The organism is Bacillus sp. M6-12 (genome assembly GCF_002860285.1).
Taxonomy (GTDB): domain Bacteria; phylum Bacillota; class Bacilli; order Bacillales; family DSM-1321; genus Peribacillus.
The window spans coordinates 162,993-184,484 of record NZ_PGVF01000005.1; the positions used below are offsets into that span (position 1 = coordinate 162,993).

23 protein-coding genes and 2 pseudogenes are annotated in these 21,492 nt (G+C 39.7%); 8 read left to right on the top strand and 17 right to left on the bottom strand.

All coding sequences use genetic code 11. The features are described 5' to 3' along the window. Positions 1–24: 24 nt before the first annotated feature. The 4 genes from CVD28_RS08215 to speD all read right to left on the bottom strand — a co-directional run bounded on the left by CVD28_RS08215 (position 25) and on the right by speD (position 4,654). Positions 25–2,610 carry a helicase-related protein gene (locus CVD28_RS08215; RefSeq protein WP_257985797.1) on the bottom strand — a complete coding sequence of 862 codons (2,586 nt, stop codon included), beginning with the start codon at positions 2,608–2,610 and terminating at the stop codon, positions 25–27. 184 nt (positions 2,611–2,794) lie between these two features. After that, a complete protein-coding gene (locus CVD28_RS08220) occupies positions 2,795–3,247 on the bottom strand; it encodes a CoxG family protein (protein ID WP_101591886.1) in 453 nt (150 codons plus the stop codon). Between the two features lie 88 nt (positions 3,248–3,335). Then, positions 3,336–3,647, bottom strand: coding sequence for an MGMT family protein (locus CVD28_RS08225; RefSeq protein WP_101591887.1), 312 nt, complete (start codon positions 3,645–3,647; stop codon positions 3,336–3,338). 179 nt (positions 3,648–3,826) lie between these two features. After that, entirely contained in the window at positions 3,827–4,654 is an 828-nt protein-coding gene (gene speD / locus CVD28_RS08230; protein WP_101591888.1) for an adenosylmethionine decarboxylase, read from the bottom strand. A 471-nt stretch (positions 4,655–5,125) separates the two neighbouring features. Here speD and CVD28_RS08235 point away from each other — a divergent pair, with 471 nt between their 5' ends. The 3 genes from CVD28_RS08235 (at position 5,126) to CVD28_RS08245 (ending at position 7,011) form a co-directional block, all read left to right on the top strand. Beyond that, positions 5,126–5,362, top strand: coding sequence for an alpha/beta-type small acid-soluble spore protein (locus CVD28_RS08235; protein WP_101591889.1), 237 nt, complete (start codon positions 5,126–5,128; stop codon positions 5,360–5,362). A gap of 269 nt (positions 5,363–5,631) precedes the next feature. Beyond that, positions 5,632–6,195: a YitT family protein gene (locus tag CVD28_RS08240; RefSeq protein ID WP_101591951.1), complete on the top strand. Its 564-nt coding sequence runs from the start codon at positions 5,632–5,634 to the stop codon at positions 6,193–6,195. 453 nt (positions 6,196–6,648) lie between these two features. Next, the gene (locus CVD28_RS08245; protein ID WP_101591890.1) at positions 6,649–7,011 is read left to right on the top strand and encodes a VOC family protein; all 363 of its coding nucleotides are present in this window, start codon (positions 6,649–6,651) and stop codon (positions 7,009–7,011) included. A gap of 40 nt (positions 7,012–7,051) precedes the next feature. Here the strand turns inward: CVD28_RS08245 and CVD28_RS08250 are convergent, their stop codons facing one another. Further along, complete coding sequence (locus tag CVD28_RS08250; protein WP_101591891.1) at positions 7,052–7,528, bottom strand: YbaK/EbsC family protein; 477 nt, start codon at positions 7,526–7,528, stop codon at positions 7,052–7,054. A 148-nt stretch (positions 7,529–7,676) separates the two neighbouring features. On the opposite strand from CVD28_RS08250, the gene CVD28_RS08255 reads away from it, so the two are divergent. Next, positions 7,677–9,197, top strand: coding sequence for a PAS domain-containing sensor histidine kinase (locus CVD28_RS08255; protein ID WP_180954068.1), 1,521 nt, complete (start codon positions 7,677–7,679; stop codon positions 9,195–9,197). A 43-nt stretch (positions 9,198–9,240) separates the two neighbouring features. On the opposite strand, the gene CVD28_RS08260 is transcribed toward CVD28_RS08255, so the two are convergent. The 3 genes from CVD28_RS08260 to CVD28_RS08270 form a co-directional block, all read right to left on the bottom strand. After that, positions 9,241–9,789 (bottom strand): DUF1700 domain-containing protein, encoded by a 549-nt coding sequence (locus CVD28_RS08260; RefSeq protein ID WP_101591893.1) that lies wholly within the window; start codon positions 9,787–9,789, stop codon positions 9,241–9,243. Further along, a complete protein-coding gene (locus CVD28_RS08265; protein ID WP_101591894.1) occupies positions 9,758–10,132 on the bottom strand; it encodes a PadR family transcriptional regulator in 375 nt (124 codons plus the stop codon). The genes CVD28_RS08260 and CVD28_RS08265 overlap by 32 nt, the downstream gene beginning before the upstream one ends. A gap of 143 nt (positions 10,133–10,275) precedes the next feature. Then, positions 10,276–10,470 (bottom strand): hypothetical protein, encoded by a 195-nt coding sequence (locus CVD28_RS08270; RefSeq protein WP_101591895.1) that lies wholly within the window; start codon positions 10,468–10,470, stop codon positions 10,276–10,278. Positions 10,471–10,689: 219 nt separating this feature from the next. Between CVD28_RS08270 and CVD28_RS08275 the strand changes: the two genes are divergently transcribed. Continuing rightward, complete coding sequence (locus CVD28_RS08275; protein ID WP_101591896.1) at positions 10,690–10,914, top strand: hypothetical protein; 225 nt, start codon at positions 10,690–10,692, stop codon at positions 10,912–10,914. Positions 10,915–11,130: 216 nt separating this feature from the next. On the opposite strand, the pseudogene clpP reads toward CVD28_RS08275, so the two are convergent. Beyond that, positions 11,131–11,709, bottom strand: a pseudogene (gene clpP / locus CVD28_RS08285) (ATP-dependent Clp endopeptidase proteolytic subunit ClpP); the annotation flags it as partial. A gap of 98 nt (positions 11,710–11,807) precedes the next feature. After that, positions 11,808–12,512, bottom strand: a complete 705-nt coding sequence (locus CVD28_RS08290; protein WP_101591899.1) for a sigma factor-like helix-turn-helix DNA-binding protein — start codon at positions 12,510–12,512, stop codon at positions 11,808–11,810. A 213-nt stretch (positions 12,513–12,725) separates the two neighbouring features. On the opposite strand from CVD28_RS08290, the gene CVD28_RS08295 reads away from it, so the two are divergent. The 3 genes from CVD28_RS08295 to CVD28_RS08300 all read left to right on the top strand — a co-directional run bounded on the left by CVD28_RS08295 (position 12,726) and on the right by CVD28_RS08300 (position 14,160). Next, positions 12,726–12,920 (top strand): alpha/beta-type small acid-soluble spore protein, encoded by a 195-nt coding sequence (locus CVD28_RS08295; RefSeq protein ID WP_101591900.1) that lies wholly within the window; start codon positions 12,726–12,728, stop codon positions 12,918–12,920. 85 nt (positions 12,921–13,005) lie between these two features. Next, positions 13,006–13,140, top strand: a complete 135-nt coding sequence (locus CVD28_RS28650) for a hypothetical protein (RefSeq protein ID WP_257985798.1) — start codon at positions 13,006–13,008, stop codon at positions 13,138–13,140. A gap of 186 nt (positions 13,141–13,326) precedes the next feature. Beyond that, the gene (locus CVD28_RS08300) at positions 13,327–14,160 is read left to right on the top strand and encodes an undecaprenyl-diphosphate phosphatase (protein ID WP_101591901.1); all 834 of its coding nucleotides are present in this window, start codon (positions 13,327–13,329) and stop codon (positions 14,158–14,160) included. Between the two features lie 407 nt (positions 14,161–14,567). Here CVD28_RS08300 and CVD28_RS08305 read toward each other — a convergent pair whose 3' ends face one another. The 7 genes and pseudogenes from CVD28_RS08305 to CVD28_RS08335 all read right to left on the bottom strand — a co-directional run bounded on the left by CVD28_RS08305 (position 14,568) and on the right by CVD28_RS08335 (position 21,397). Continuing rightward, positions 14,568–15,326, bottom strand: a complete 759-nt coding sequence (locus CVD28_RS08305; RefSeq protein ID WP_101591902.1) for an exodeoxyribonuclease III — start codon at positions 15,324–15,326, stop codon at positions 14,568–14,570. An 82-nt stretch (positions 15,327–15,408) separates the two neighbouring features. Continuing rightward, positions 15,409–16,138: pseudogene (locus CVD28_RS08310) on the bottom strand (AAA family ATPase). Positions 16,139–16,206: 68 nt separating this feature from the next. Beyond that, complete coding sequence (gene mug, locus CVD28_RS08315; RefSeq protein ID WP_101591903.1) at positions 16,207–16,719, bottom strand: G/U mismatch-specific DNA glycosylase; 513 nt, start codon at positions 16,717–16,719, stop codon at positions 16,207–16,209. Between the two features lie 61 nt (positions 16,720–16,780). Further along, the gene (locus tag CVD28_RS08320) at positions 16,781–17,182 is read right to left on the bottom strand and encodes a cytosolic protein (RefSeq protein WP_101591904.1); all 402 of its coding nucleotides are present in this window, start codon (positions 17,180–17,182) and stop codon (positions 16,781–16,783) included. A 318-nt stretch (positions 17,183–17,500) separates the two neighbouring features. Beyond that, complete coding sequence (locus CVD28_RS08325) at positions 17,501–17,971, bottom strand: DinB family protein (RefSeq protein ID WP_101591905.1); 471 nt, start codon at positions 17,969–17,971, stop codon at positions 17,501–17,503. 119 nt (positions 17,972–18,090) lie between these two features. Then, entirely contained in the window at positions 18,091–20,343 is a 2,253-nt protein-coding gene (locus CVD28_RS08330) for an AAA domain-containing protein (RefSeq protein WP_101591906.1), read from the bottom strand. 202 nt (positions 20,344–20,545) lie between these two features. Next, complete coding sequence (locus tag CVD28_RS08335; protein WP_101591907.1) at positions 20,546–21,397, bottom strand: patatin-like phospholipase family protein; 852 nt, start codon at positions 21,395–21,397, stop codon at positions 20,546–20,548. Positions 21,398–21,492 lie beyond the last annotated feature (95 nt).

The following is a 21,492-nucleotide window of genomic DNA, read 5'->3' on the forward strand; positions in this document are numbered from 1 at the left end:
TTCGATTGCTGCTTTAACATCGAATTACTTCCATTCTCGATGGTTTCTGCCTCTCCTTCGGTTATAACGAGTTGCATGGCAGGCGTCACAAATGGGAAATGGATGATCTAAATGAAGTTTTTTCCCGCAATGCTTACACTTTTTCTGATAGTTTTTCACTTCAGATTTTAGATGCTCGTGAACTTCATTACTTAGTTCCTCCCTTAGCCTTTCCCAGTAGCTGGCTTCGGTACGCATATCCAATCGGTACAAAAACAATAGGTGCAGACCTATCGATTTGTAGGAAAGTTCTATTTCTTCAAGGCTCTGCTTTTTGATTCTTGGTTCAGGAAGATCGGTTCCCCTTACTATTGCCAGCATGGTGTCCTTCCACTGAACAGTTAAGGTTGGCTCTTTTTTTGAAAATGGCAGATGTAAAAATCCATAAAGATCCATCATGGAAAGGCGTGCTTCTATTTCTGTTCCCCTGATCAATTCATAGAGCTCGCGTTCCTCAGTAAGTGCAGCTTTTTGTGTCCCCTTAGGGCTCTCAAAGCGTTCCCACAGCTCAAAAAATGTTCCAATATCTCGAAAGTATTTTTGAAAACGTTCAAATACTGCATTAGTCGGTGCAATAGCAAACGTTTCTACGTGCTTATCTTCCTGTTCAAGCAGCCGCCTCATGGTTCTGATATCCGAAGTAAAAGCAACTCGACCAATATCATATATACCCTTTCGTCCGGCACGTCCGGCAATTTGCTTGACTTCCTGGGATGTTAAGCGGCGCCTTCTTGTTCCGTCAAACTTCTCATTTTCCAAAAAAACAATGCGGGCAATCGGGAGGTTTAATCCCATCCCAATTGCATCCGTTGAAACTACCACTGACGTTTCTCCCTTTACAAACCGCTGCATCTGCTTAATCCTTGTTTCGGGAGGCATACTGCCGTAAATCATGCTGACGGAATGGCGGTGTCTTTGAAGCTGGGATGCAGTTTCAAGAACCTGTCTTCTTGAAAAGCATACGAGGGCATCGCCTTTTCTTGTATTTTTCAGAGAAAATTCTTTTGATTCGACCTCCAGCGGAATATCGCGGGTGTAATCATTAATTTCAATGCTGGATTCTCCCAGCAGCTGGAGCAGCATTTGCTTAATATTTCGGCTGCCGATAATATGGACTTCTCTGGCATTTGCCTTTGAAATAGCTTTATACCAGGAAAAACCTCTATCCTTGTCAGCTATCATTTGCGCTTCATCAATTACTACTACTTCGTAAAAATCTTTCTCATGGAACATTTCAACTGTACAGGAAAAGTGGCGGGCAGATGCAGTGATCTTCTCCTCTTCTCCTGTTTTAAGAGAGCAAGGTACACCATCAGAGTTCAATTTATCATAAACTTCAAGAGCTAATAGCCGCAGCGGAGCAAGGTACAGTCCGCTTTGTGCCGCTTTCATGCGTGTAAGTGCATGGTGGGTCTTACCGGTATTGGTTTCGCCGATATGAAGAACATAATGAATATTTTGGCCAAGGGAAGGGCTATACTCCTGTCCAAAAATATCGTCGAGCATCCGGGCTTCTTCGGCTTCTTTCCTTAAAATTGCAGCCTGCTCTTCTGCTATTTTTCGTTCCCGTTCTGCTATATCCCTTTCGTATATCTCCCGGTGCAACGCCTCATTAAAGGGAATATCTGCAATTGAAAGAAGATCAGATAAAAACTCTTCCTCAAGCCGTGTAAGATATTCCTCTATATTAGCTATAATGGAATCTTCCAGCCAATCCATTATCACGGATGCTGTCAAATTTACTGAAAAAGCCTCTCTGTAATCAGAAAGAGTTTCGGAAGGCAGGATGCCCATCGCCCTCTCTGCCGCAAGCCTGGCAAGATATTCTGTAAGTACCCTTTGGTAACGGTAATAATATGTCTCATATTCAAAAAAGGTCCGTCCCCATTCAATTGCCTGGTGAATCTCACCAGTTAATTCATCAAAGAATTGGGATACGGTTGAGTAATCCGCTGGGTCAAAGTTTCCTTCAAACTCCAGCATTTCTTCCAGTCTAAAAGTGTCTATCGCTTTGTATTTTGTATTGTGTTTGAAGTCTTTAACTAATTGTTTCGCTGCGTAATGCCTTATATACAAATAAAAAAGCTCATGGTTTTGTTCAAGGATTTCCATAATTGATTTATCAATACTGGAGCGTATAGTTGCCCTTTTATGGGCTAAGGCTTGTTCTTTTTTTCTTTGAAAAAAATGTTCCCTTGCATCATGGTAAAGCTCGCCCCATGCATGTTCATTATTTGCAAAGGATTGATGTAGCCATTCATGCGCATCGAAGGATTGATACTTTCGAATTTCATTGCGGAAAACTTTATTAATGAGTTTTCTGTCTACCCCTTCAATTACAAAGCCTTTCTCTTTGAGATATTCCTTTTTTTCCTTCTTTGGCACACTATTGGCAGCTTTATTCAGCCAAACATTCATCCAAATGTCCTCGAGATAAGGTCCTCTTTCCGCTAAATACTGTTCAAATGGAGGCATTGTTTCCTTTTCCCCAAGGTAACGGTCAATATCGTCGTGGATTTTATGTTTTGTATGTTCTACGGCTTCAGGATAGATAGCAGTTAGTGATTTCACTGGATTACTCCTTTGATTGTCGTGTAATCTTATCTTTTGCAATTATTTTTCAGGTATTTACAAAAGTAAATACAATTATGGTTTAATTATTTTCCCAGGTAAGCTGCCCAATACACATGTAGATAATGACGAAAACACCGGATAAAGGATGAATTCCTTCTTCCGGTGCTAGTACTTTTTTTGATTATCCAATCAGTTTCGTAGCCCTGATTTTACCTGCTACCGCTTCGGCAAGTTCTTTAGCGGTTTCTGGTACAGTTGCTTTGAGAAGGCTATTCGCTACAGGAGCGGTTAATCCCCTGGCGGTAATATCAAGGCTGCCGGTCATTCGGGTTTGCTGGGGAGAGATAGCTTCTGCTTTAAAAAAGCCTCCCCCGGTAAAGTTCTCATTCAGCCCGGTCAATTGGAATCTTACCTCTGATGGCTCATTCCAATCCGTAATTCTCACCTTCATGCTAATTTCCTTCTTCATAATTCCAAGGTCGCTTACAAAGGTCCACGTAGATTCTCTGTCAGATAGAATTTCATGGCCGACATATCCCGGAACTAAAGGAGCCCAATTTTCCATTCTGCTTATAAAATCCCAAACAGCCTGAATTGGTACAGCTATATTAATTATTTGTAGTCCATTTGGCAATGCTATCCCCTCTTTCAATAGAACATTCCCTAACAAATTATGAACCACGGGTTGTCATTTAGTACCATAATCAGGAACAGAATACTCTTTAATCACCTGGATTAAATCTGTATTTTTCCAGGTTTATTAAGCAATGTTCATAAACTTCCACGCCTTCGCTCTGTAAAAATGATTTTTGGGCGTGGAACGCTTCCTCATCTTTTATTCCTATTTCCCCTTTTGAGTTGATTACTCTATGCCAGGGCAAACTATATTTTTTGCTCATGGAGTGAAGGATTCTGACAATCTGCCGTGCTCCTCTTGGGCTCCCAGCGAGGCTGGCAATTTGTCCGTATGTCATCACTCTCCCCTCAGGGATGCCTTTTATGATTGCTATGGCTCTATCTGTAAAAGTCTCCATTACCCTTACCTCACGATTCAATTTTCGTTAGCTGCATTTTTATTTCCCTTTCAGTTTACCCTAAGTCAAATTACAGGAATAGTATATAGCCTTTTAATAAAGCCTCAATTAAGCAACACATCCTTTTCAAAAAGGAAAACCCTTCGAAAAACGAAGGGCCAAGTATCTATGGTAACAGGTTAATGGTTGTCTAATGATCCTTTGTGTATATTTTTTCCATAAAAAATTTCATCCATTTCCTTAGTCAGCCGATCTGTTATTTCCTCGACTTCCTCTGGCTTTAATTTATCCTTGGTAAAGCCGAACAAGTAGTTATTCAAATCAAATTTTCTTAGCTTGCATTTTGTATGGAAGATGTTTTCCTGATAGACATTGACATCGATCATGTCATATGATTCTTGAATTTTCTCCGGAATGTAATTTTGGATCGAGCTGATATCATGGTCAATAAAGAGCTTGTGTCCGTTAATATCCCTTGTAAAGCCTCTAACCCGGTAATCAATTGTCATGATATCTGTGTCAAAGGAATGGATCAGATAGTTCAATGCTTTTAGCGGAGATATTTCCCCGCATGTAGAAACATCTATGTCTGCTCTAAATGTACTGATTCCTTCATTTGGATCGTATTCCGGATACGTATGGACGGTTATATGGCTTTTATCAAGCTGCATAACTACGGAATCTGGAAGCGGGCCAGGTGATTCAGCATACGATTCGGTAGGCACTTCCACTACCGGGCCTTCAGAAACCAGTATCGTAACACTTGCTCCCTGAGGCACGTAATCCTGTTTGGCAATATTTAAAACATGGGCCCCGATAATGTCAGACACGTGCGTTAAAATTTTAGTTAATCTGTTAGCATTATATTGTTCATCTATATATTCCAGGTATGCTTCCCGTTCTTCTTTTGATCTGGTATAACAAATATCGTACATATTAAAGCTTAAAGATTTTGTCAGATTATTAAAGCCATGCAATTCAATCCGCTGCTCTGGTGTTAGTGGCATAATTTTATCCCCCTACCTTTTATTTACTATGTACTTTGCCCCGCACTTAAATATTTGTATGATACCCAATCTGTTCAATAAAAAACTATCTTATTGCCGGAATAAACTGTACAGCAGCTTTCCCATGGAGGAAAGCTGCCGGTGATGCATTATTACTTTACTTCTTTTGCGGGGAAATCTTTACGTTAATTGCTAAATAACATTCTTGGATGGTGAGACTTATACTGCTTAATATCTTGATTTCATGCAGCAATACTCCATGTTCGGTAAAGGACAAACTTAGCTCTTCTCAGACTCATGTTATTATCTGGCTTCCAACTGATTTTAATAAATAATCAATGCTGAGATATAGTTATATAAATTGTCTTTACGTTACTGGATTCTATTTGCGGATAAACCAAATTTTACAAAGTATTATTTCATCTGCCTGGAGGGAGATTAATATTACTAACCGACAAGGAGGTGAAACACATGTCACGACGCAGTGGTGGTGGAGGACGTAATCGTCTACTTGTACAAGGTGCTGAAAATGCTGTTGAGCAAATGAAGTATGAAATCGCAGCAGAATTCGGTATCCAACTAGGTGCTGAGCAAGTTTCTCGTGCTAACGGTTCAGTTGGAGGAGAAATCACAAAACGACTGGTTGCAACAGCTCAATCTCAATTAGCAGGAGCTTTTGGTCAACCAACAGGTCCTTCTAGGGGCTAATAACAATTTAATAAAAACTTGGCTTAGGCTACTCGCAAATGCGAGTAGCCTTTTATGCGCTTAAGGGAAAAGCAAAGTGACAGACGGCTAGACAATAGAATTTATTACATGTGTTTCGTTTTACATTACCGGCATCAACCTGCTTTAAACTAATGCTGCTTACTTCAATCATTTAGCCGATTAAGCTCAGGCCAGCCATAAATATAGTCTCAAATAAACTGCTTGGACGTATATATAGAAAATAAGTTAAAAGAAGTAAGGTGATCATTATTCTCCAAAAACTGGCGGCTATTATTATTGGAAGCTTTCTGTTGGCGATTGGCATAAATGGTTTTCTTGTACCCCATCATTTGATCGATGGAGGGATTATCGGAATAGCACTTATTCTGCATTATTTTTTTGATTTTCAAACAGGGGTAACGATGGTGATCCTAAGTATTCCCTTAGTACTCTATGCCTGGCTTTATGAACGGGCCTATTTTTTTAGCAGCATTCAAGGACTTTTATTATCATCCATTTTCATTGATTTTTTCAGTCCGCTGCAAAATCTGTTTTCAGTTCCCATTACGGTTAGCGCCATTTTGGGTGGATGCATAATTGGACTTGGGATTGGCTTGATGCTCAGGTATGAGACAAGTACGGGGGGAACAGAACTGCTGGCAAAATTTATTTCAAATGCCTCTTCCGTCAATATTGCGGTTCTAATTTTTCTGATTGATGGCCTTATAGTAGCAGCCGGGTCATTGTTATTAGGAGCACAAAGCTTTATATTTTCGTGTTTTACCATCATGATTGTAGGAATTGTTACATCTGTATTGGAGATTTCGGATTAGTACACAGACAATGATGTATCATTTGCTAAGGAGGTTACCAAAATTAACGAACTAAGTTTATTATTATTAGTTAAAGCAGCAGTCTCCATCGCCTTTTTATTTGTTTCATTGCGATTTTTGTTTCAGCAGCATATTTATCGTTCACCGTATCGAAAGGTGAAATTCTATTTCATGTTTCTGTTCGGTTCGATCCCCTTAATATATGTTGTTTATATAGATACTACTTCAATTGAAAATGGAAACCATACGAATCATAGTGCCATTTTTTTTATAACCTGGATTATTACCCTTATCGTTTTTGCTATCGGATCTTACAAAAGGCAAAGAAATATGCGGATGTAATAAGCTCTTTTATCCATTTTTATTAAGTAATCGCAATATCTCTTGCTATTACTCAGCCTCTCAGGGAGAATTTTAGTGGGCAGATAGCATACCAAAAATGGAGGAATAATAATGATTAAGAAAATAGCTACCGTTGCGGTATATGTAGAGGATCAGCAAAAAGCCAAAGCTTTCTGGACTGAAAAGGTTGGTTTTGAAGTCAATGCCGAACATCCAATGGGTCCAAATGCATATTGGCTTGAAGTAAGTCCAAATGGCGCTGAGTCCCACCTGGTGATTTACCCTAAGTCGATGATGCCAGAATCAAATGAAATGAAGCCATCAATAGTTTTTGAATGTGAAGACGTTTTGGCGGTTTATAAAACAATGAAATCCAATGGTGTGGAATTTTTAGACGAGCCTAAGGAAATGCAATGGGGAACTTATGTGCAATTCAAAGATGAAGATGGCAACCAATTTTTATTAAAAGAATAGCTTTATAAGCAGGTTTCGAAAAAATGAAACCTGCTTTTTCTTAGCGGACCAGTTCAACTGTTTGAGTATTTATAACAGTGCCTTTCGTTATTTGCTGAAGCTTTTCAAATGTTATTGGCAGTGCGGAATGAGAGGTACCGGCTGCTGTATACACTACATCGAACCGTTTCATGGATTCATCCAAATAAATTGGCACTTCGTGGTTTAAGGCAAATGGGCAGACCCCTCCCACCTTAAATCCTGTGATTTCGTACACCTCTTCTGGTGAAGCAAGTTTCGGCTTTCCTGCTCCAAGCAGTGATTTAACCACCTTTTGATTCATTCGGATATCTCCTGCAGTGACAAATAACCCATAGCATGCTCCTGTTTTAAAAAGGATTGATTTGGCAATCTGAGCCCCCTTTACCCCGAGTGCCTTTGCTGCCTCTTCAACTGTATTTGTTTTTTCCTCAAATTGTATAGGTTCCAGGCTGGAATCAAATTGTTTTATATACTCGCTCACTTTTTGAAATGACATTTTTATCCCCGCTTTTGTAATTTTTTACAAATTTTAAAAGAAAAATTTTATTTTTTCAAGCATATCCTCTTGGAAAATTGTAAAATAGTAGTCAGATAATTCAGCGAAATAATATTTGTGTCTAATAAAAGCTGGTATGGAGGATAGGATGGAAGACCACTTTAAACTTGTTGGCAATAAAATGTTATTACAACGCAGAACGATGACAAAAAAGTCGTTTATGATGATAAAAAAGGGTGTTTCGTGGGCAGGCAGTAATGGAACAATCTATTGTGAAAGCTGGGAGGAAACTTTCTATAGCCTTCTTGGTGAATATTTATGTACGGGAGATAATAGAGTAAAAAACAGCTTAATTACCTGGGCTAATTTGGTTGGAGAAAGGACTCTCGGAAAAAATGGGACACTTGATCAATCACTAAGCTTTATTTTTGATACTCGTATGGCTATCTTGGAGCTTATTGAAGAAGAGATTACCAACAACATTATAACAATCAGCAGCTTATTTCAGGTCATGAAAATAATAGATCCCCTGCTTAAGCAGATTTCCAATACAATTATCACTCATTATCATGAAAATTTGCTGATTACAAAATATGAGCTGGATGAATCCAATGAAGACTTAGAAATCACTTTAAAAGAGCTTGCTGATTTGAAAAAGGCATTGAATGAGGCAACTATTTTTTGCATGACAGATAGTAATGATCAAATTACTTATGCGAATGAAAAGTTCTGCGAAATTTCCAAATATACGAAAGATGAGGTGCTCGGCGAACAACATCAAATTCTTAATTCCGGATACCATTCTGACGCTTTCTTTGAAGAGGTATGGGAAACCATTCAGAAAGGAAACGTATGGAAGGGAGAAATTCTAAATAAAGCAAAAGATGGTTCAACGTACTGGGTGGATACAACCATTGTCCCTTTTGTCGATAAAAATGGGCAGACATATAAGCACATATCAATACAATATGACATAACTGAAAAGAAGAAAACGGAGGAAACACTCCATAAAACAGAAAAGCTTTCCATGGTCGGTCAATTAGCCGCAGGAATAGCACATGAAATTCGAAATCCCCTTACAACTATTAAAGGCTTTGTTCAGCTTCTGGGTGAATCCACTGGGGAAAGCAAGTTATTATTCACTGATACTATATTAGAGGAAATTGACCGGATAAATTTTATCGTCAGTGAATTTATGGTGTTCGCCAAACCGCATACCTACTATTTTAGGGAATGCAACGTAACGGAAATTGTTGAAAGTGCTATTCAATTATTAGAAGCAGAAGCAGCTCTTAAGAATGTTATCGTCTCTTTTCGCTATCCATCCGAAACACCTTATATTACTGGAGAGAAAAATCAGCTAAAGCAAGTTTTTATCAATATTATTAAAAATGCGATAGATGCGATGCCTTACGGGGGGGAAATAAATGTTGAAGTAATGCCCGCCTCTTCTGAATTAATTATTTCAATTAGAGATACCGGATTAGGTATGTCCGAAGATCAGGTAAAAAAACTGGGAGAGCCGTTTTATACTACAAAAGAAGACGGCAATGGCCTAGGCCTGATGGTAAGCTTTAAAATTGTCCAGGACCACAACGGCACAATTACAATTGAAAGTGCACCAAACCGGGGAACACAATTCAATATTGCCTTCCCTGCGGTAATATAAGTGTAGAATTAAAAATCGCAGCCAGCGCGGCTGCGATTTTTTATCATCTTGGAACTACTCGCTGATACCCTTTCGAGATTAACCTGAAATAAGCTATTAACATTTTAATTATAAGCCATGTTAACCCTGCAAAAAGCAGCCCAAGAAGTATGCCTGCTGGAATCCCCAATAAACTTGGTATCTGTACATCGTCCCACAGTACAAAAATATTCTTTGCACCAAATGTTCGCATGACCCCGAAAATTGGCATTAAGATTGTAAATACGCCAAAGACTAAGCTTATAAATAAAAATGTTGGTATCACTACGACGCTGAGAAAACCGGTCGTTGCAAAGTAAAAACTAGATAATATTACATTTCCTACGCCTTTCTTGTGTGTAACCTTCTGCAAATGGTAATGAGATAAATAAGCTTTTGCCAATGTCTTAGCATCGCCCAAGTCTGAAAGTATGGAAGCCAAAGGTTTTCCGCCTGACTGGCTTTCCGCAATATGACTTGCGATTTCATTGACCGCATCCTCCCGTTCTTCGTTCGGCAGGGAACGCAATTGACTCCTCAAATCATTTAAATAACGAGTTACCATGTTCTCCATTAAAATCCTCTCCTTTTATTTGTTTTAATTCAGTGATTGCCCGTGTAAGTTTTCCCCACTCACTTTCCATCACCGTAAGCAGTTCCTTGCCTTGCTCTGTAATCTGATAGTACTTTCTTGGAGGTCCTGATTCTGATTCTTGCCAAAATGAATCGATAAGTTCGTCCTTTTGCAGGCGCCTAAGCAATGGATATAATGTGCCTTCCTTGGCGGCCAGCTGCTCCCAGCTGCTTAATGTTGTAACTAAATCGTATCCATAGCTTGGCTTTTCGTTCACAATGGTGAGAACACAGAACTCCAATATTCCTCGTCGAACTTGTGTAATCCAGTCGTTTGAGTTCATTTTTTATCACCCAGGTAAAATATACCACACTGTAGTGTGCAGTGCAAGGTACTGTATGGAAATTTCTCCCTCACTAAACAAAATGGTGATCCTTTATGGAACAAAAAAATCCGAATTAATATTCGGATTAAGTAGTGAAAGTATCAGATTTTTTTCCTCACGGCTTTTTGCTTGTTCATTACTTCGTATGATTTTTCGATAATATCCGTTAAGACGTCTCCTTTATAAACACGTCCAATCCTGGTATTCTCCTGATAATATTCAACAATTTCATCAAGCTTTTCTAAGGTTTCTTGAGTTATTCGGACGTTTAATTGCTGTCTGCTGTTTCCAGTCATAATTCCCTCCGCATTGTAAACTGATAGCTAATGCTAGCAAATTGCTTGCTTTTTAATGAATTCAGCTAGCAGTGTGATAACCACTTAGCTACCAACAATTTTAACGGATTCTTTCTCTGACAACAACATTTTTTGTCTTTTTTTGTCAGCTATCACTACTGGAAGATTTTGGCGTTTTATAATAGAAACTAATAAATTGACTTACAGGAGTTTGAGGAAATGGCTAAATCAAATGCTTTAAAATTTAGGGAAAAGCAGATTAGAGAAGGAAAATTCGATGCTGCAAAGGTACGTGGAAACTGGGGTGATATTTTACCCGTCACCAAAAAAAACAAAACCAAACTAGGATCTTTAACTCACAAGTTGAAAAAACATAAAAAGGACCATTCTCTATATGAATATGATGAGAATGGTTCTTTTTGTTTTATGGTTAGTAAAACTTAATTAACAAGTACAGATGTCCAACATATTCGACCGGACCCGAAAGGAAAGTTTCGGCAGCGGCACAGCTTTGTGATGATGTGCTAGTGTCAACGCCGCCACAGAACGTGGAAATCTTATCTTTGCTTTCTTTATAATGAAGGCCTGGCATCGGCCTTTCGCACATGTTGTGCCAGACCTTAGTCGACATTACTTGTGCCAGGTTTCTTGCGCTTTTCACTAAAGTATCTCGTCGATGATGCCGTATTCCTTTGCCTCCTCCGCACTCATAAAATAATCCCTGTCAGTGTCTCTGGCTATTTTGTCATCCGGCTGGCCCGTTTGTTCCGCAATCAGCTGATTAATATGCTGCTTTAGTTTTAATATTCGCCGTGCCGAAATTTCTATTTCCGTAGCTTGCCCCCTCGCCCCTCCAAGCGGCTGATGAATCATGATTTCACTATTGGGAAGTGCAAACCGCTTGCCTTTAGTCCCTGCAAGGAGAAGCAAAGCCCCAAAGGAAGCAGCCATTCCAGTACAGATGGTCCTTACATCCGGTTTAATATGCTTCATCGTATCGTAAATGGCAAATCCAGCAGTTGTTGAGCCGCCGGGGCTGTTTATATAAATAGAAATGTCTTTGTCAGGTGCATCCGCTGCCAGAAATAATAATTGGGCAACAACGATATTTGCAGTATGATCCGTAATTTCCTCACCGATCATGATGATCCTGTCTTTTAAAAGACGGGAATAAATGTCGTATGATCTCTCCCCGCGGCTTGATTGTTCGATTACATATGGAATTGTACTCATATTGCCCTCCTGTTTTCCGTTTTTATAAAAAGTTGAGCCACTATTTCTGACTCATTATCTAAACGGTAAGGGAGGATATAAAGATACGGGACTTCCTAAAAAAACTATGCCGCCATACTGCTTGCATATGAAGAGCTTTTCTGCAATACACATTGAGGATTTCGCGCTTCGCTTTTTAAGGAACGGATTAATGGTATAGCCTTAATCAACTTGCTTGGATCCTGCGAGAGTAACGCTGAATAAAAAAGTTGCATAATCAATTGATCATCTTCTTCATTGGCTGTTTCGGCCGGATGAGGCTTAACCAGATCTTCGGATTTTCCTAATCGTTTCTTTGCCCGATGGAATGCAGCTTTCACTGCAATTTCTGTTGTTTGGAGGATTTCGGCAATCTCACTGTTCTTATATTGAAACGCTTCTTTCAGCAGATAAATGGCTGACTGTTTTGGTGTCAGGTATTTCTTCATTCTGCTGATGATTTCTTCAATATCTGCAAGCCTGGCTGTCCCTTCGCCTTCTGCTAAATCCGGAACTGTGCCAAGAGTTTCTTTCTTTTTTTTACGGATTGAATCTATCCAATGGTTATAGGCAATTTTGTTCAGCAAAGCTAATGTGACATCCGGTTTATTTCGGTAATGCTGAATCGCCTTCAGAATGGCTTCTTGAGCTATATCATCGCCATCCCATTTATTCTGGGTTAAAAAGCGGCAGTATTGTTGCAAACCTGGATATATTTCTTCCCAAAAAGTGTCAGCCTTTTCTTGAAGCTGACCATTGTTACTATGCAAATAGCTAACCTTATTTGGCATGTCAGGCCTCCTGAAGTCATCTTTTTAATACAAACGGATAAAAGGGTAAAAAAGATACGGGTAAACACGAAAAATTATACTTTTATTGTAAACAGTCCGTAATTGAAATTACCAAAAGAATGCTGCTGTTTTACCTGTTTATTTTTACTCAATCGGTTACCTTATATATGAGCATTAGTTTATTGCTCAATTACTCGTCGGGAGTGATGTAGCATGGCCAGAAACAAACTTTTGGTACCTGGTTCAGAAAATGTACTGGAACAGATGAAAAACGAAATTGCCAATGAGTTTGGAGTTCGACTTGGTGCAGATGCGACCGCGCGTGAGAATGGTGCTGTAGGCGGGGAAATGACCAAACGTTTAATTGCCTACGCACAGCAGCAGCTTGGAAACCAGCAAGGACAGTAACGCTGATTTTCTTTGAAGAGGCCCGTATGAAGGGTCTCTTCTCCCCTATATAAAAAAATCTGGACGGATGGGAGGAGACGCTGCAATGACTAATCGTAATGATAATCGTGAACGTGTAAACAAATATCCAAACAATCTTAAAAACGGTACAGAATTCGCCCAGGATATCAATATCCGCAGTGAAATAACAAAAAGGGACTTACAAAAAAGAAATAAGTAATCCAGAACCACGCCTCCCAGGCAAACGTCGCCTGGGAGGCTTTATATTACTTCCATTTTTCTTATACACGTATAAAATAAAGGCATGAATTCTTATCTTCATATATAATAGGATAGTTGCCTCTTATTGTTGCACAATTGGGTAAAGGCCGACGCATAACGAAAAAATAAGGAGTCATACTGAACAATGGATTTTCTAATGTTATTGAAAGCAATTATTTTAGGACTTGTGGAAGGAATAACCGAATTTGCACCTGTTTCGTCAACAGGACATATGATTATTGTCGATGATATGTGGCTTCAGTCAAAAGAATTTTTAACGAAGCCTATTGCAAACACATTTAAAGTGGTGATTCAGCTTGGCTCCATTCTTGCTGTAGTCATTGTTTTCCGAAACAGATTCATTGATATGCTGGGGCTAAACCGCCTTTTCAATAAAGGTACTGTTCAGCATACACAAGGGTTAAAGCTGTCACAAGTGATTGTCGGTTTAATACCTGCAGGAATCTTAGGCGTATTATTTGAGGATTATATTGATGAGCGTCTCTTTTCAACATCTTCTGTATTGATTGGACTAGTTATCGGTGCAGTATTTATGATTATTGCTGATATTTTTGGAGCAAAAAACTTAAAGGTAGATTCTGTTGACCAGATTACATACAGACAGGCCTTTACAATTGGACTGATTCAATGCTTCTCGCTCTGGCCAGGATTTTCCCGCTCAGGATCAACGATTTCTGGCGGGGTACTGTTAGGGTTAAGCCACCGCGCGGCTGCAGATTTCACATTTATCATGGCTGTTCCGATCATGGCTGGTGCGAGCTTCCTGTCATTGATTAAAAACCTTGAGTACTTCACGATGGATGCCATGCCGTTCTTTATCGCAGGATTTATCAGCGCGTTTGTATTTGCGTTAATATCGATTCGGTTTTTCCTAAAGCTGATTAACAAAGTTAAATTAATACCTTTTGCGATTTATCGAATTGTACTGGCAGCAGTTATTTATATTGTTTACTTTTAAAAAAACGGTTTCGGAGCATATTGAATGCTTCGAAACCGTTTTTTTGTATTATGCTGCTTTTGAAAAGTCGAAAAATGCCGAGAAATCGATAAAATCGGGAAGTTGCCGTATAAATTTCCGGTGCTGAACGATAAAAATCCGAGGGTTGATTGAAAAAATTTGAAAGTTGTTCGATAAATCAATCAATGTTGATGATAACTGCTTTTCTGCAATACCCTTCTGGGGTATAATTGGCTGAATTTCCCTATAATTTCCCGATAAAATAGCTAAAAAGGCAATCGGTTTTCAGAATCATAGTGTATTTACAAGTAAATAAAGCATTATTCCGGTTTTTATAATACTTTTTCTCCCTATATTAAAAACCGACCGGATATTGGTTTATCCGGTTTTCTGGAAACTTTATGAAATTAAACAAAATCCAGCTCCAAAACGACCGGGCAGTGGTCGCTGCCCATTACATGTGAATCGATATGAGCGTTTTTCAATGAATCTTTTAATCTTTCAGAAACAATAAAATAGTCTATGCGCCAGCCTATATTCCGTTCTCTTACTTTATTCATATAAGACCACCATGTATAGGCATCTTTTTGATCCGGGTTTAGGAATCTAAATGTATCAATAAAACCAGACTTTAGCAGCTCGGTCATTTTTCCGCGTTCTTCTGGCGTAAAGCCGGAGTTCTTAATATTGGATTTTGGGTTTTTTAAGTCGATTTCCTGATGGGCAACATTCAGATCGCCACAAAAAACGACAGGCTTAACCTTGTCCAATTCCATTAGATAATCCCGGATCTCATCTTCCCATTGGAGCCTGTATTCAATCCGTGATAAATCTCTTTTGGAGTTGGGTGTATATACGTTTACAATATAAAAATCCTCGAATTCAAGGGTTAAAGTCCTTCCCTCCGGTTCGTCATCCCGAAGTCCAATTCCATATTTTACATTAAGGGGCTTTTTCTTAGTAAAAACCGCAGTACCGGAATAGCCTTTTTTCAGCGCATAGTTCCAATATTGTTCATAGCCTTCCAGCTCCATTGAAATTTGTCCTGCCTGCAGTTTTGATTCTTGAATGCAGAAAATATCCGCATCTGTATCCTTAAAATATTCTAAAAAACCTTTTCCAACACAAGCCCTTATTCCATTCACATTCCATGAAACCAATTTCATTTTGGTATTTCGTCTCCTTGCTGCCAGCATACAAAGCTGAATATTAAATCTTTCCTATATCATGCTGATCGTTTTTTCGCTTTTAATCGTCTTCGTCCAGGAACAATTCTTTTAAAAATTGATCCCTTCTATTCAAAAAGCCTTTCATTATCTGATAATGGTCGGTCATTTCATATTGTACCTCTGAAATTTCAGCTTCGTCAAAACTGTAGATTGTGGCATTCGGATAGCCAAGCAGTATGGGGAATGGGTTGCTATAATAAATTGACTTTCGCCATCAGTTACTAAGTCATGAAGAATTCTTAAAAACGCAAGCTGTCTTTGCGGAGACAGTGCGGCTTCTGGTTCATCTAATAAATAGATTCCTCTCCCTTTAAACCGATTCAGGAAGAGAGCCAAGAAAGATTCACCGTGCGATTGGTGATGCAAAGAACGCCCGCCATAATTCAAAAAGCCTGTATCATCATCTACCTCTTCAAATGAGTGGCAAAATGATAAAATGACTCCGCGCGAAGAAAGAAACTATTAGTAATTTTTGGAAGCCATGAGAGTGTAATATAATTACCAAGCTCAGATTTAGACGCATAAAGATCATAAGCATTATTACGGCCGCCACCGGCGGTATTAAATCCGCATTTTTCAGCAATTGCTTCCAACAATGTAGATTTCCCTGATCCGTTTTCTCCCACAAAAAAGGTTACATTATTTTTTAACTCCAGTTCATGAAAACTGTTAATACAGGGAATGTTAAACGGATATTCGTCAGTATTAAGTATTCTTTCTCTTTGAATAGTAATTTTTCTTAAAGACATTTTAAGACACCTGCAAGCTTATTAGTTTCAGTAAATTAGTAAATCAGAATTTTATATTGGTACTTTGTTTATTTTAACGAAGACAGTAAATCTGTCAATTCGCAATAAATTCCCACAACTTCTTCCATTTTCATCCGCACCAGCCCGCTGGAGGATGGGGCCACAAAATCAATTGTCCCTGGCACCACAGAAATTTCCTGGCGTCCCCACTTCGCCTCCTTTTTTTTACTGAATTGCTGATATACTCCTTTGCCTACATAACAGGCAATCTTTGGTTTAAAGGTTCGGATTTTCCCTCTCAATTCCAACCGGCCTTCCTGATATTCATCTTTCGTAATTTCGTCAGCTGCTTTTGTTGGCCGGGAAACGATATTCGTTAATCCGTATCCCAGTTCCAGTAACAAATGGTTCTCTTCAGGAAGAAATTTTCGCGGCGTGAGGCCTGCTTCGTGAAGGATTTTCCAGAAACGGTTATTGGGGTTTGCATAATGGAATCCTGATTCTCCTGAACGGATACTTGGGTTAAAGCCGACGAATAAAATATCTAGACCTTCTTTTAGATGGTCCGGAATAGGATTCATTTTCTCACCTTCCTCAACCTATATATAAAAAGCGGTCCTCTAATAGAAGACCGCCTAACTATTATTCTTTAACTGCTTTTCCTGCTTCAGCAATATGGTGCATCAGGTGGGCAAGATGGTGAAGCGGTCCATATTCTTCTTCATCATCTTCGTCATCCGCTTCTTCAGTAAATTCCATGTCATTTAAGTATAGAGCCATAAATTCATAAAAATCCTTCAATTCAAAGGAATAGCAAGCGCTCGGATCCTCATTATCCTCTTCATATTGAAGAACCATGTAAGAGATATCGCCATCCGCGTCTGCCGCGTCGAAGAAGACAAAGAACCCGATATTAGTGTCAAATTCAAATAGGTGCCTTGTTCCGCCCACTGTTGCTTTTTCGAAATCTTCCTCATTCAGCTTTTGAATTGTCATGGAGTCCACGTTATCTTCCTGATGAAAGCTAACAATAAATGAATTCAAAGTCTTCGCCTCCTTATTAAAATGTAAACAAGTATAACTGTCTCAACAATTACAGATGACTAGCTAGAACGCCCAGCCCCGACGAACAGGACAAGGAAAAGCTGCCGCGATACATCTCACGAAACAAAGCGCTAGCTTGGTGAGGATGGGCAAGTGCCGGCGTCGCCACAGGACGAAGGTTGTAACATGGTTTTAGTTACAACACTGGCGATCTTAGACGTTCTTCCTCTAACAGGGCGCATGCGCTTTTCTTACATACATTATAGTTTTTACCCTATTTATGTAAAATAACCCCTATTTGCCGATTTTGGTTATGGTCTAATTTTTGATTGCTGAATTAGCGATCACACGTTTCATGGCGTGAACTTGCCCTAAATGATATGACTGGTGATAAACGGCCATGTTCGCCAGTTCGCCAAAGGTTTCCAGATCGAGGAACGGTTTTTTCAGTTTTTCGTCTAACCGTTCAAACGGAATGTCTTTAATTCGGATCACCTGTTCTTTCAGCTGTGCGGTCAATTCTTCAATCGAAGGAGCATCACCCTGCCATTCGGATGGTTTTGTCCCAGGTCCAAACAATTCAATATAATTTTCGGGAAGATGGGCAGATTTTTTTGGAAAACCAAACATAAATTGTTCTGTAACAGTCAAAATATGCCCGGCATGCCAGCGAATGTTGTTGTTGAAACCTTCAGGCTGGATATCCAACATTTCTTTTTCAATGCCTTCAAGTGTGCGAACGATAAATATGTTCGTCAATTCAAATTGTTTATACAATAGTTCACTCATTGCATTTCCTCCCTTTTTAAAAAATGAGATGAATCGTTGTTGCAATTTGCTCCTTCATATATATTTAACATCGTAGGATGTAATTCCTGCTAATCTTAAAAAACTCTATACGTTAAACTTTAGAGCAAAACTCCAGCAGGCAGCTGGGCAAGAAAATATTCACTTACTGCCATTGAATCGAGCCTGCTTGCGACATATGGCGGCTGCACTCTTTTTGCACATTCGACCGGAATTCCAAGCCAAAACAATCTCCCATCAATGATCATAAATGGTAAAGAAAAGCTTTCCTGAATCCACTTATCAGGAGCTATGCCATGTATGCTTGCCTCCGAGAGGACTGTCAGCTTCGCATTGCTGCTTTTTGAGGAAAGCATTTTTATCCATATTTCAGGTAATAACTTTGCATTGGGGAGGGAAAGAACAATTGATTCTCTAGCTTCGGCAATATCCTGGGCGGCTCTTTCCAATTTTCTTGCATGCATCCATTGCAGGCGATGATGCTGGTTTTTAATCCAGGCACCTATTTGGCCGATATCTGCTGTCTGACCAAGGTTTGACTGATGAGTAATCAGCTTATGCAATGTCTTGCTTCTATAAATTTTATCCTTACTAAATTCACTGTCAGCTACATGAATAAATTTGCCCTTTGTTCTCGTAATCGCAACATTAATCAGCCTTTCGCTGCCAGGACCTGTAAGCAGCATGCCGGCCCTTTCATGAGGGTAGCTGTCCACTCCATCAAATATCATGACTTCCCGCTCACTTCCTTGAAAACGGTGTACGGTTGCTGCCAGGATATCGGCTGTTTCCCTTTCCTTGCTATAAAGGTCTTTTAACAGAATCTCCATTAGTTCAGCCTGTGCCCGGTAAGGGGTGGCATAACCGATCGAGCGTGACCCGCCTACATACGCTTCATGTATCAATTGAAAAGACAGCATCAAATGCGATGGGTTGATTCTGGAGCCAGATGATTTTTCAGTCAGGCAGTTTTCTCCTGTAAAGGCAGTATCAACTAGCATGGATGCCCGATCTGGAAACGGAGCTCGCCCTGCTATATCCTGACGGCTAGTAAAAACAGTTTCGTGGTCAGCGACAAGTCCATGGTAAATATGCCTGTTTGTAAAAGCAGAAATTTCAGGGTGCATTCTTCTTTGCTCGTCCAATAGAAACAGATGCGGATGAAGCTGGCTGCCTTGCTGCTCGTTAACAACTCCTGCCCGGTGAAAAATGTCCTCTTTAAGCCATTTAGTTACTAATTCATGGCGTGCAGCTGCAATAGGCGGCAGCTGTTTAAAGTCGCCGCAAACAATGATCCTCTTCGCAAGTGAAGCGGCGAATGCAATTTGTGGCACATAGGCCATGCTTGCTTCGTCAACGATGACCAGATTAAATTCATTCGCATAGATTGCTTCGTCTGTCGCGGCCTTTGCCAGAGTGGTAGCAACTATCTTGGCTTCCTTTAAAAACTGAATCTCTTTATAACGAATTTTTTCAAGGACTCGGGAAATTTTTGTTTCCAGATCTATAAGCTGGTCTGTATCCCGCTTGCTGAATGAACGGCCAATATCCTGCTTTAGCAATCGCTTTTCTTCGAACAATTGCTGACGTTCTTCAGCGAGCTGCGGGTGATGTTTGCCGATTAGCTGGGTGGTTGTCAGTCTTTCTAAACCTGAAAGGATTTCTCCGGATTGTGAACCATACCGAAGAATTTCTCCTTCAACAAACTTCTTCTTTTTAGTTAAAAAAGCAGATGTTTCTTGTGCAAGGACATCGACTGCCTGGTTGCTGTGAGAAACGATCAGCACTCGTTCTCCCTTAAGGTACTTATTGGCAGCTACTCGTGCGAGTGTATGTGTTTTTCCTGTACCGGGCGGGCCCCATACATATGTAACCGGGTTGTACTTTGCCCTTGCAAACAGTTGCTGCAGCTTCGTTTTGCCGCGTGAATCAGGCTGCTTTGCCGGCATGGAAGGATCTATCAGCTTTTTGATTCTAACCCGTTTATTTTTGCTTTTCCCGGCTTCATCCAATCGTAAAATAAGCTGTTCAAGCAATTCCCATGGGTCAAACAATATATGGGCATCCGAGATCAAATCTCCAAGCGATTGAGTTAAAGCGAGAATCACACTGTTTCCTTCAGAGGAAAGGATTCTTCCATCCGCCATCATGCTGCCCCATTCCAAGCGTATCGAAGAACCGAGCGGGATCTTGATAGATGAACTTGTCTCAAAATAATAATTATAAGAACCTTCAGCTGACAGCAAATGGCCGTTTTTAATGCGGTATTTCGTACTGCCGTACTTTTTTATATATTGAATTTCGATTTGAAGGGCCTTTTGCCATTCTTTAATTAAACCGATTGTAGTTGTCATGCTTCTCTTCCTTTGTTTAATTTAAATCGGTTTCTAGTGGTTCCCGAGGGTTAGCTTAAATATGATTGTATTAGAATAAAAGTCTCTGTTAAGCTTCGCAGTTGATTTCCGCTACACGTATGCTAAATGCCCTGCTATTAAATCTCACAGAAAAACCCTGTCATACAGAATGACAAGGTTTTACATTCATTCTTTCCCTTTTTTATAAAAATTCAAGCATTTCAGCAGATCTTCTTTTCGCTTCAACATAGCCTTGCTGATATAGCTTGTCCAGTTTAGCAGGGTTTCGTTCGATTCGGCCAACCTCCAGCTTTTCCATTGGCCGGATAATAAACACATTGCCTTGTGCTTCTTGATCCTCCAAATAACTGACTGTGCTGTTATAAACCTCATGGCGGTTCATTATCGACCGGACTAACCCTTCATAATGGCCGTATTTCCGTTTTAACAACCAACCTAAAGAAGGTTTTTTCTTAAAATATCCTTCATTCCTAGTTAATATTACAACGTTTTTTAGATTGCCATCCTGTTCCGATTTTTTTATCGGGATTGGATCGGAAATGCCGCCATCAAGCAGATATCTGCCATTATAGCTGATTTCCGGCGCCATGAATGGGAGCGAGCTGGAAGCACGTAAAACGGTTAAAATATCTTCGTTATTCGCGAACTGTGATTTCTCGAAATATACTGGCTCTCCAGTCATGCAATCGGTAGTTCCAACAACGAATTGTCTTTCTTCCTGATGAAAAGTATTAAAATCAAACGGTACAAGTTCATTTGGCAGCTTATCAAAAATAAAATCCATCCCGAATAACTCTCTGCTCCTAACAAAACGTTTAAGAGAAATGTACTCCGGATGTGTACTATACTGGATAGTTACTTTATGATTTCGGCCTATTTGTCTGGAAACGTAGGAAGATCCATGGCAAGCTCCTGCAGAAACCCCAATTACGTAAGGGAGCTGGATATTCTGTTCCATAAAGAAGTGCAAGACTCCTGCTGTGAAGGCTCCTCTCATACCTCCGCCTTCTAAAACCAGTCCTGTATTTTGCATATATAAATCGCCTCTTTAATTTATCTTTATATCTCTACGATTTTACCATAACTGCAGCCCAATCAAAACTGATGATGCCATATAAGCAGTTCTGG

What these genes read in the sequence shown, in the direction of transcription:
- CVD28_RS08225 (WP_101591887.1), bottom strand. Translation starts at nt 3,647, where the DNA reads ATGGAGACTTTTACAGATAGAGCCATAGCAATCATAAAAGGCATCCCT.
- speD (WP_101591888.1), bottom strand. Translation starts at nt 4,654, where the DNA reads ATGCCACTAACACCAGAGCAGCGGATTGAATTGCATGGCTTTAATAAT.
- CVD28_RS08235 (WP_101591889.1), top strand. Translation starts at nt 5,126, where the DNA reads ATGTCACGACGCAGTGGTGGTGGAGGACGTAATCGTCTACTTGTACAA.
- CVD28_RS08245 (WP_101591890.1), top strand. Translation starts at nt 6,649, where the DNA reads ATGATTAAGAAAATAGCTACCGTTGCGGTATATGTAGAGGATCAGCAA.
- CVD28_RS08250 (WP_101591891.1), bottom strand. Translation starts at nt 7,528, where the DNA reads ATGTCATTTCAAAAAGTGAGCGAGTATATAAAACAATTTGATTCCAGC.
- CVD28_RS08255 (WP_180954068.1), top strand. Translation starts at nt 7,677, where the DNA reads ATGGAAGACCACTTTAAACTTGTTGGCAATAAAATGTTATTACAACGC.
- CVD28_RS08260 (WP_101591893.1), bottom strand. Translation starts at nt 9,789, where the DNA reads ATGGAGAACATGGTAACTCGTTATTTAAATGATTTGAGGAGTCAATTG.
- CVD28_RS08265 (WP_101591894.1), bottom strand. Translation starts at nt 10,132, where the DNA reads ATGAACTCAAACGACTGGATTACACAAGTTCGACGAGGAATATTGGAG.
- CVD28_RS08270 (WP_101591895.1), bottom strand. Translation starts at nt 10,470, where the DNA reads ATGACTGGAAACAGCAGACAGCAATTAAACGTCCGAATAACTCAAGAA.
- CVD28_RS08275 (WP_101591896.1), top strand. Translation starts at nt 10,690, where the DNA reads ATGGCTAAATCAAATGCTTTAAAATTTAGGGAAAAGCAGATTAGAGAA.
- CVD28_RS08290 (WP_101591899.1), bottom strand. Translation starts at nt 12,512, where the DNA reads ATGCCAAATAAGGTTAGCTATTTGCATAGTAACAATGGTCAGCTTCAA.
- CVD28_RS08295 (WP_101591900.1), top strand. Translation starts at nt 12,726, where the DNA reads ATGGCCAGAAACAAACTTTTGGTACCTGGTTCAGAAAATGTACTGGAA.
- CVD28_RS28650 (WP_257985798.1), top strand. Translation starts at nt 13,006, where the DNA reads ATGACTAATCGTAATGATAATCGTGAACGTGTAAACAAATATCCAAAC.
- CVD28_RS08300 (WP_101591901.1), top strand. Translation starts at nt 13,327, where the DNA reads ATGGATTTTCTAATGTTATTGAAAGCAATTATTTTAGGACTTGTGGAA.
- CVD28_RS08305 (WP_101591902.1), bottom strand. Translation starts at nt 15,326, where the DNA reads ATGAAATTGGTTTCATGGAATGTGAATGGAATAAGGGCTTGTGTTGGA.
- mug (WP_101591903.1), bottom strand. Translation starts at nt 16,719, where the DNA reads ATGAATCCTATTCCGGACCATCTAAAAGAAGGTCTAGATATTTTATTC.
- CVD28_RS08325 (WP_101591905.1), bottom strand. Translation starts at nt 17,971, where the DNA reads ATGAGTGAACTATTGTATAAACAATTTGAATTGACGAACATATTTATC.
- CVD28_RS08330 (WP_101591906.1), bottom strand. Translation starts at nt 20,343, where the DNA reads ATGACAACTACAATCGGTTTAATTAAAGAATGGCAAAAGGCCCTTCAA.
- CVD28_RS08335 (WP_101591907.1), bottom strand. Translation starts at nt 21,397, where the DNA reads ATGCAAAATACAGGACTGGTTTTAGAAGGCGGAGGTATGAGAGGAGCC.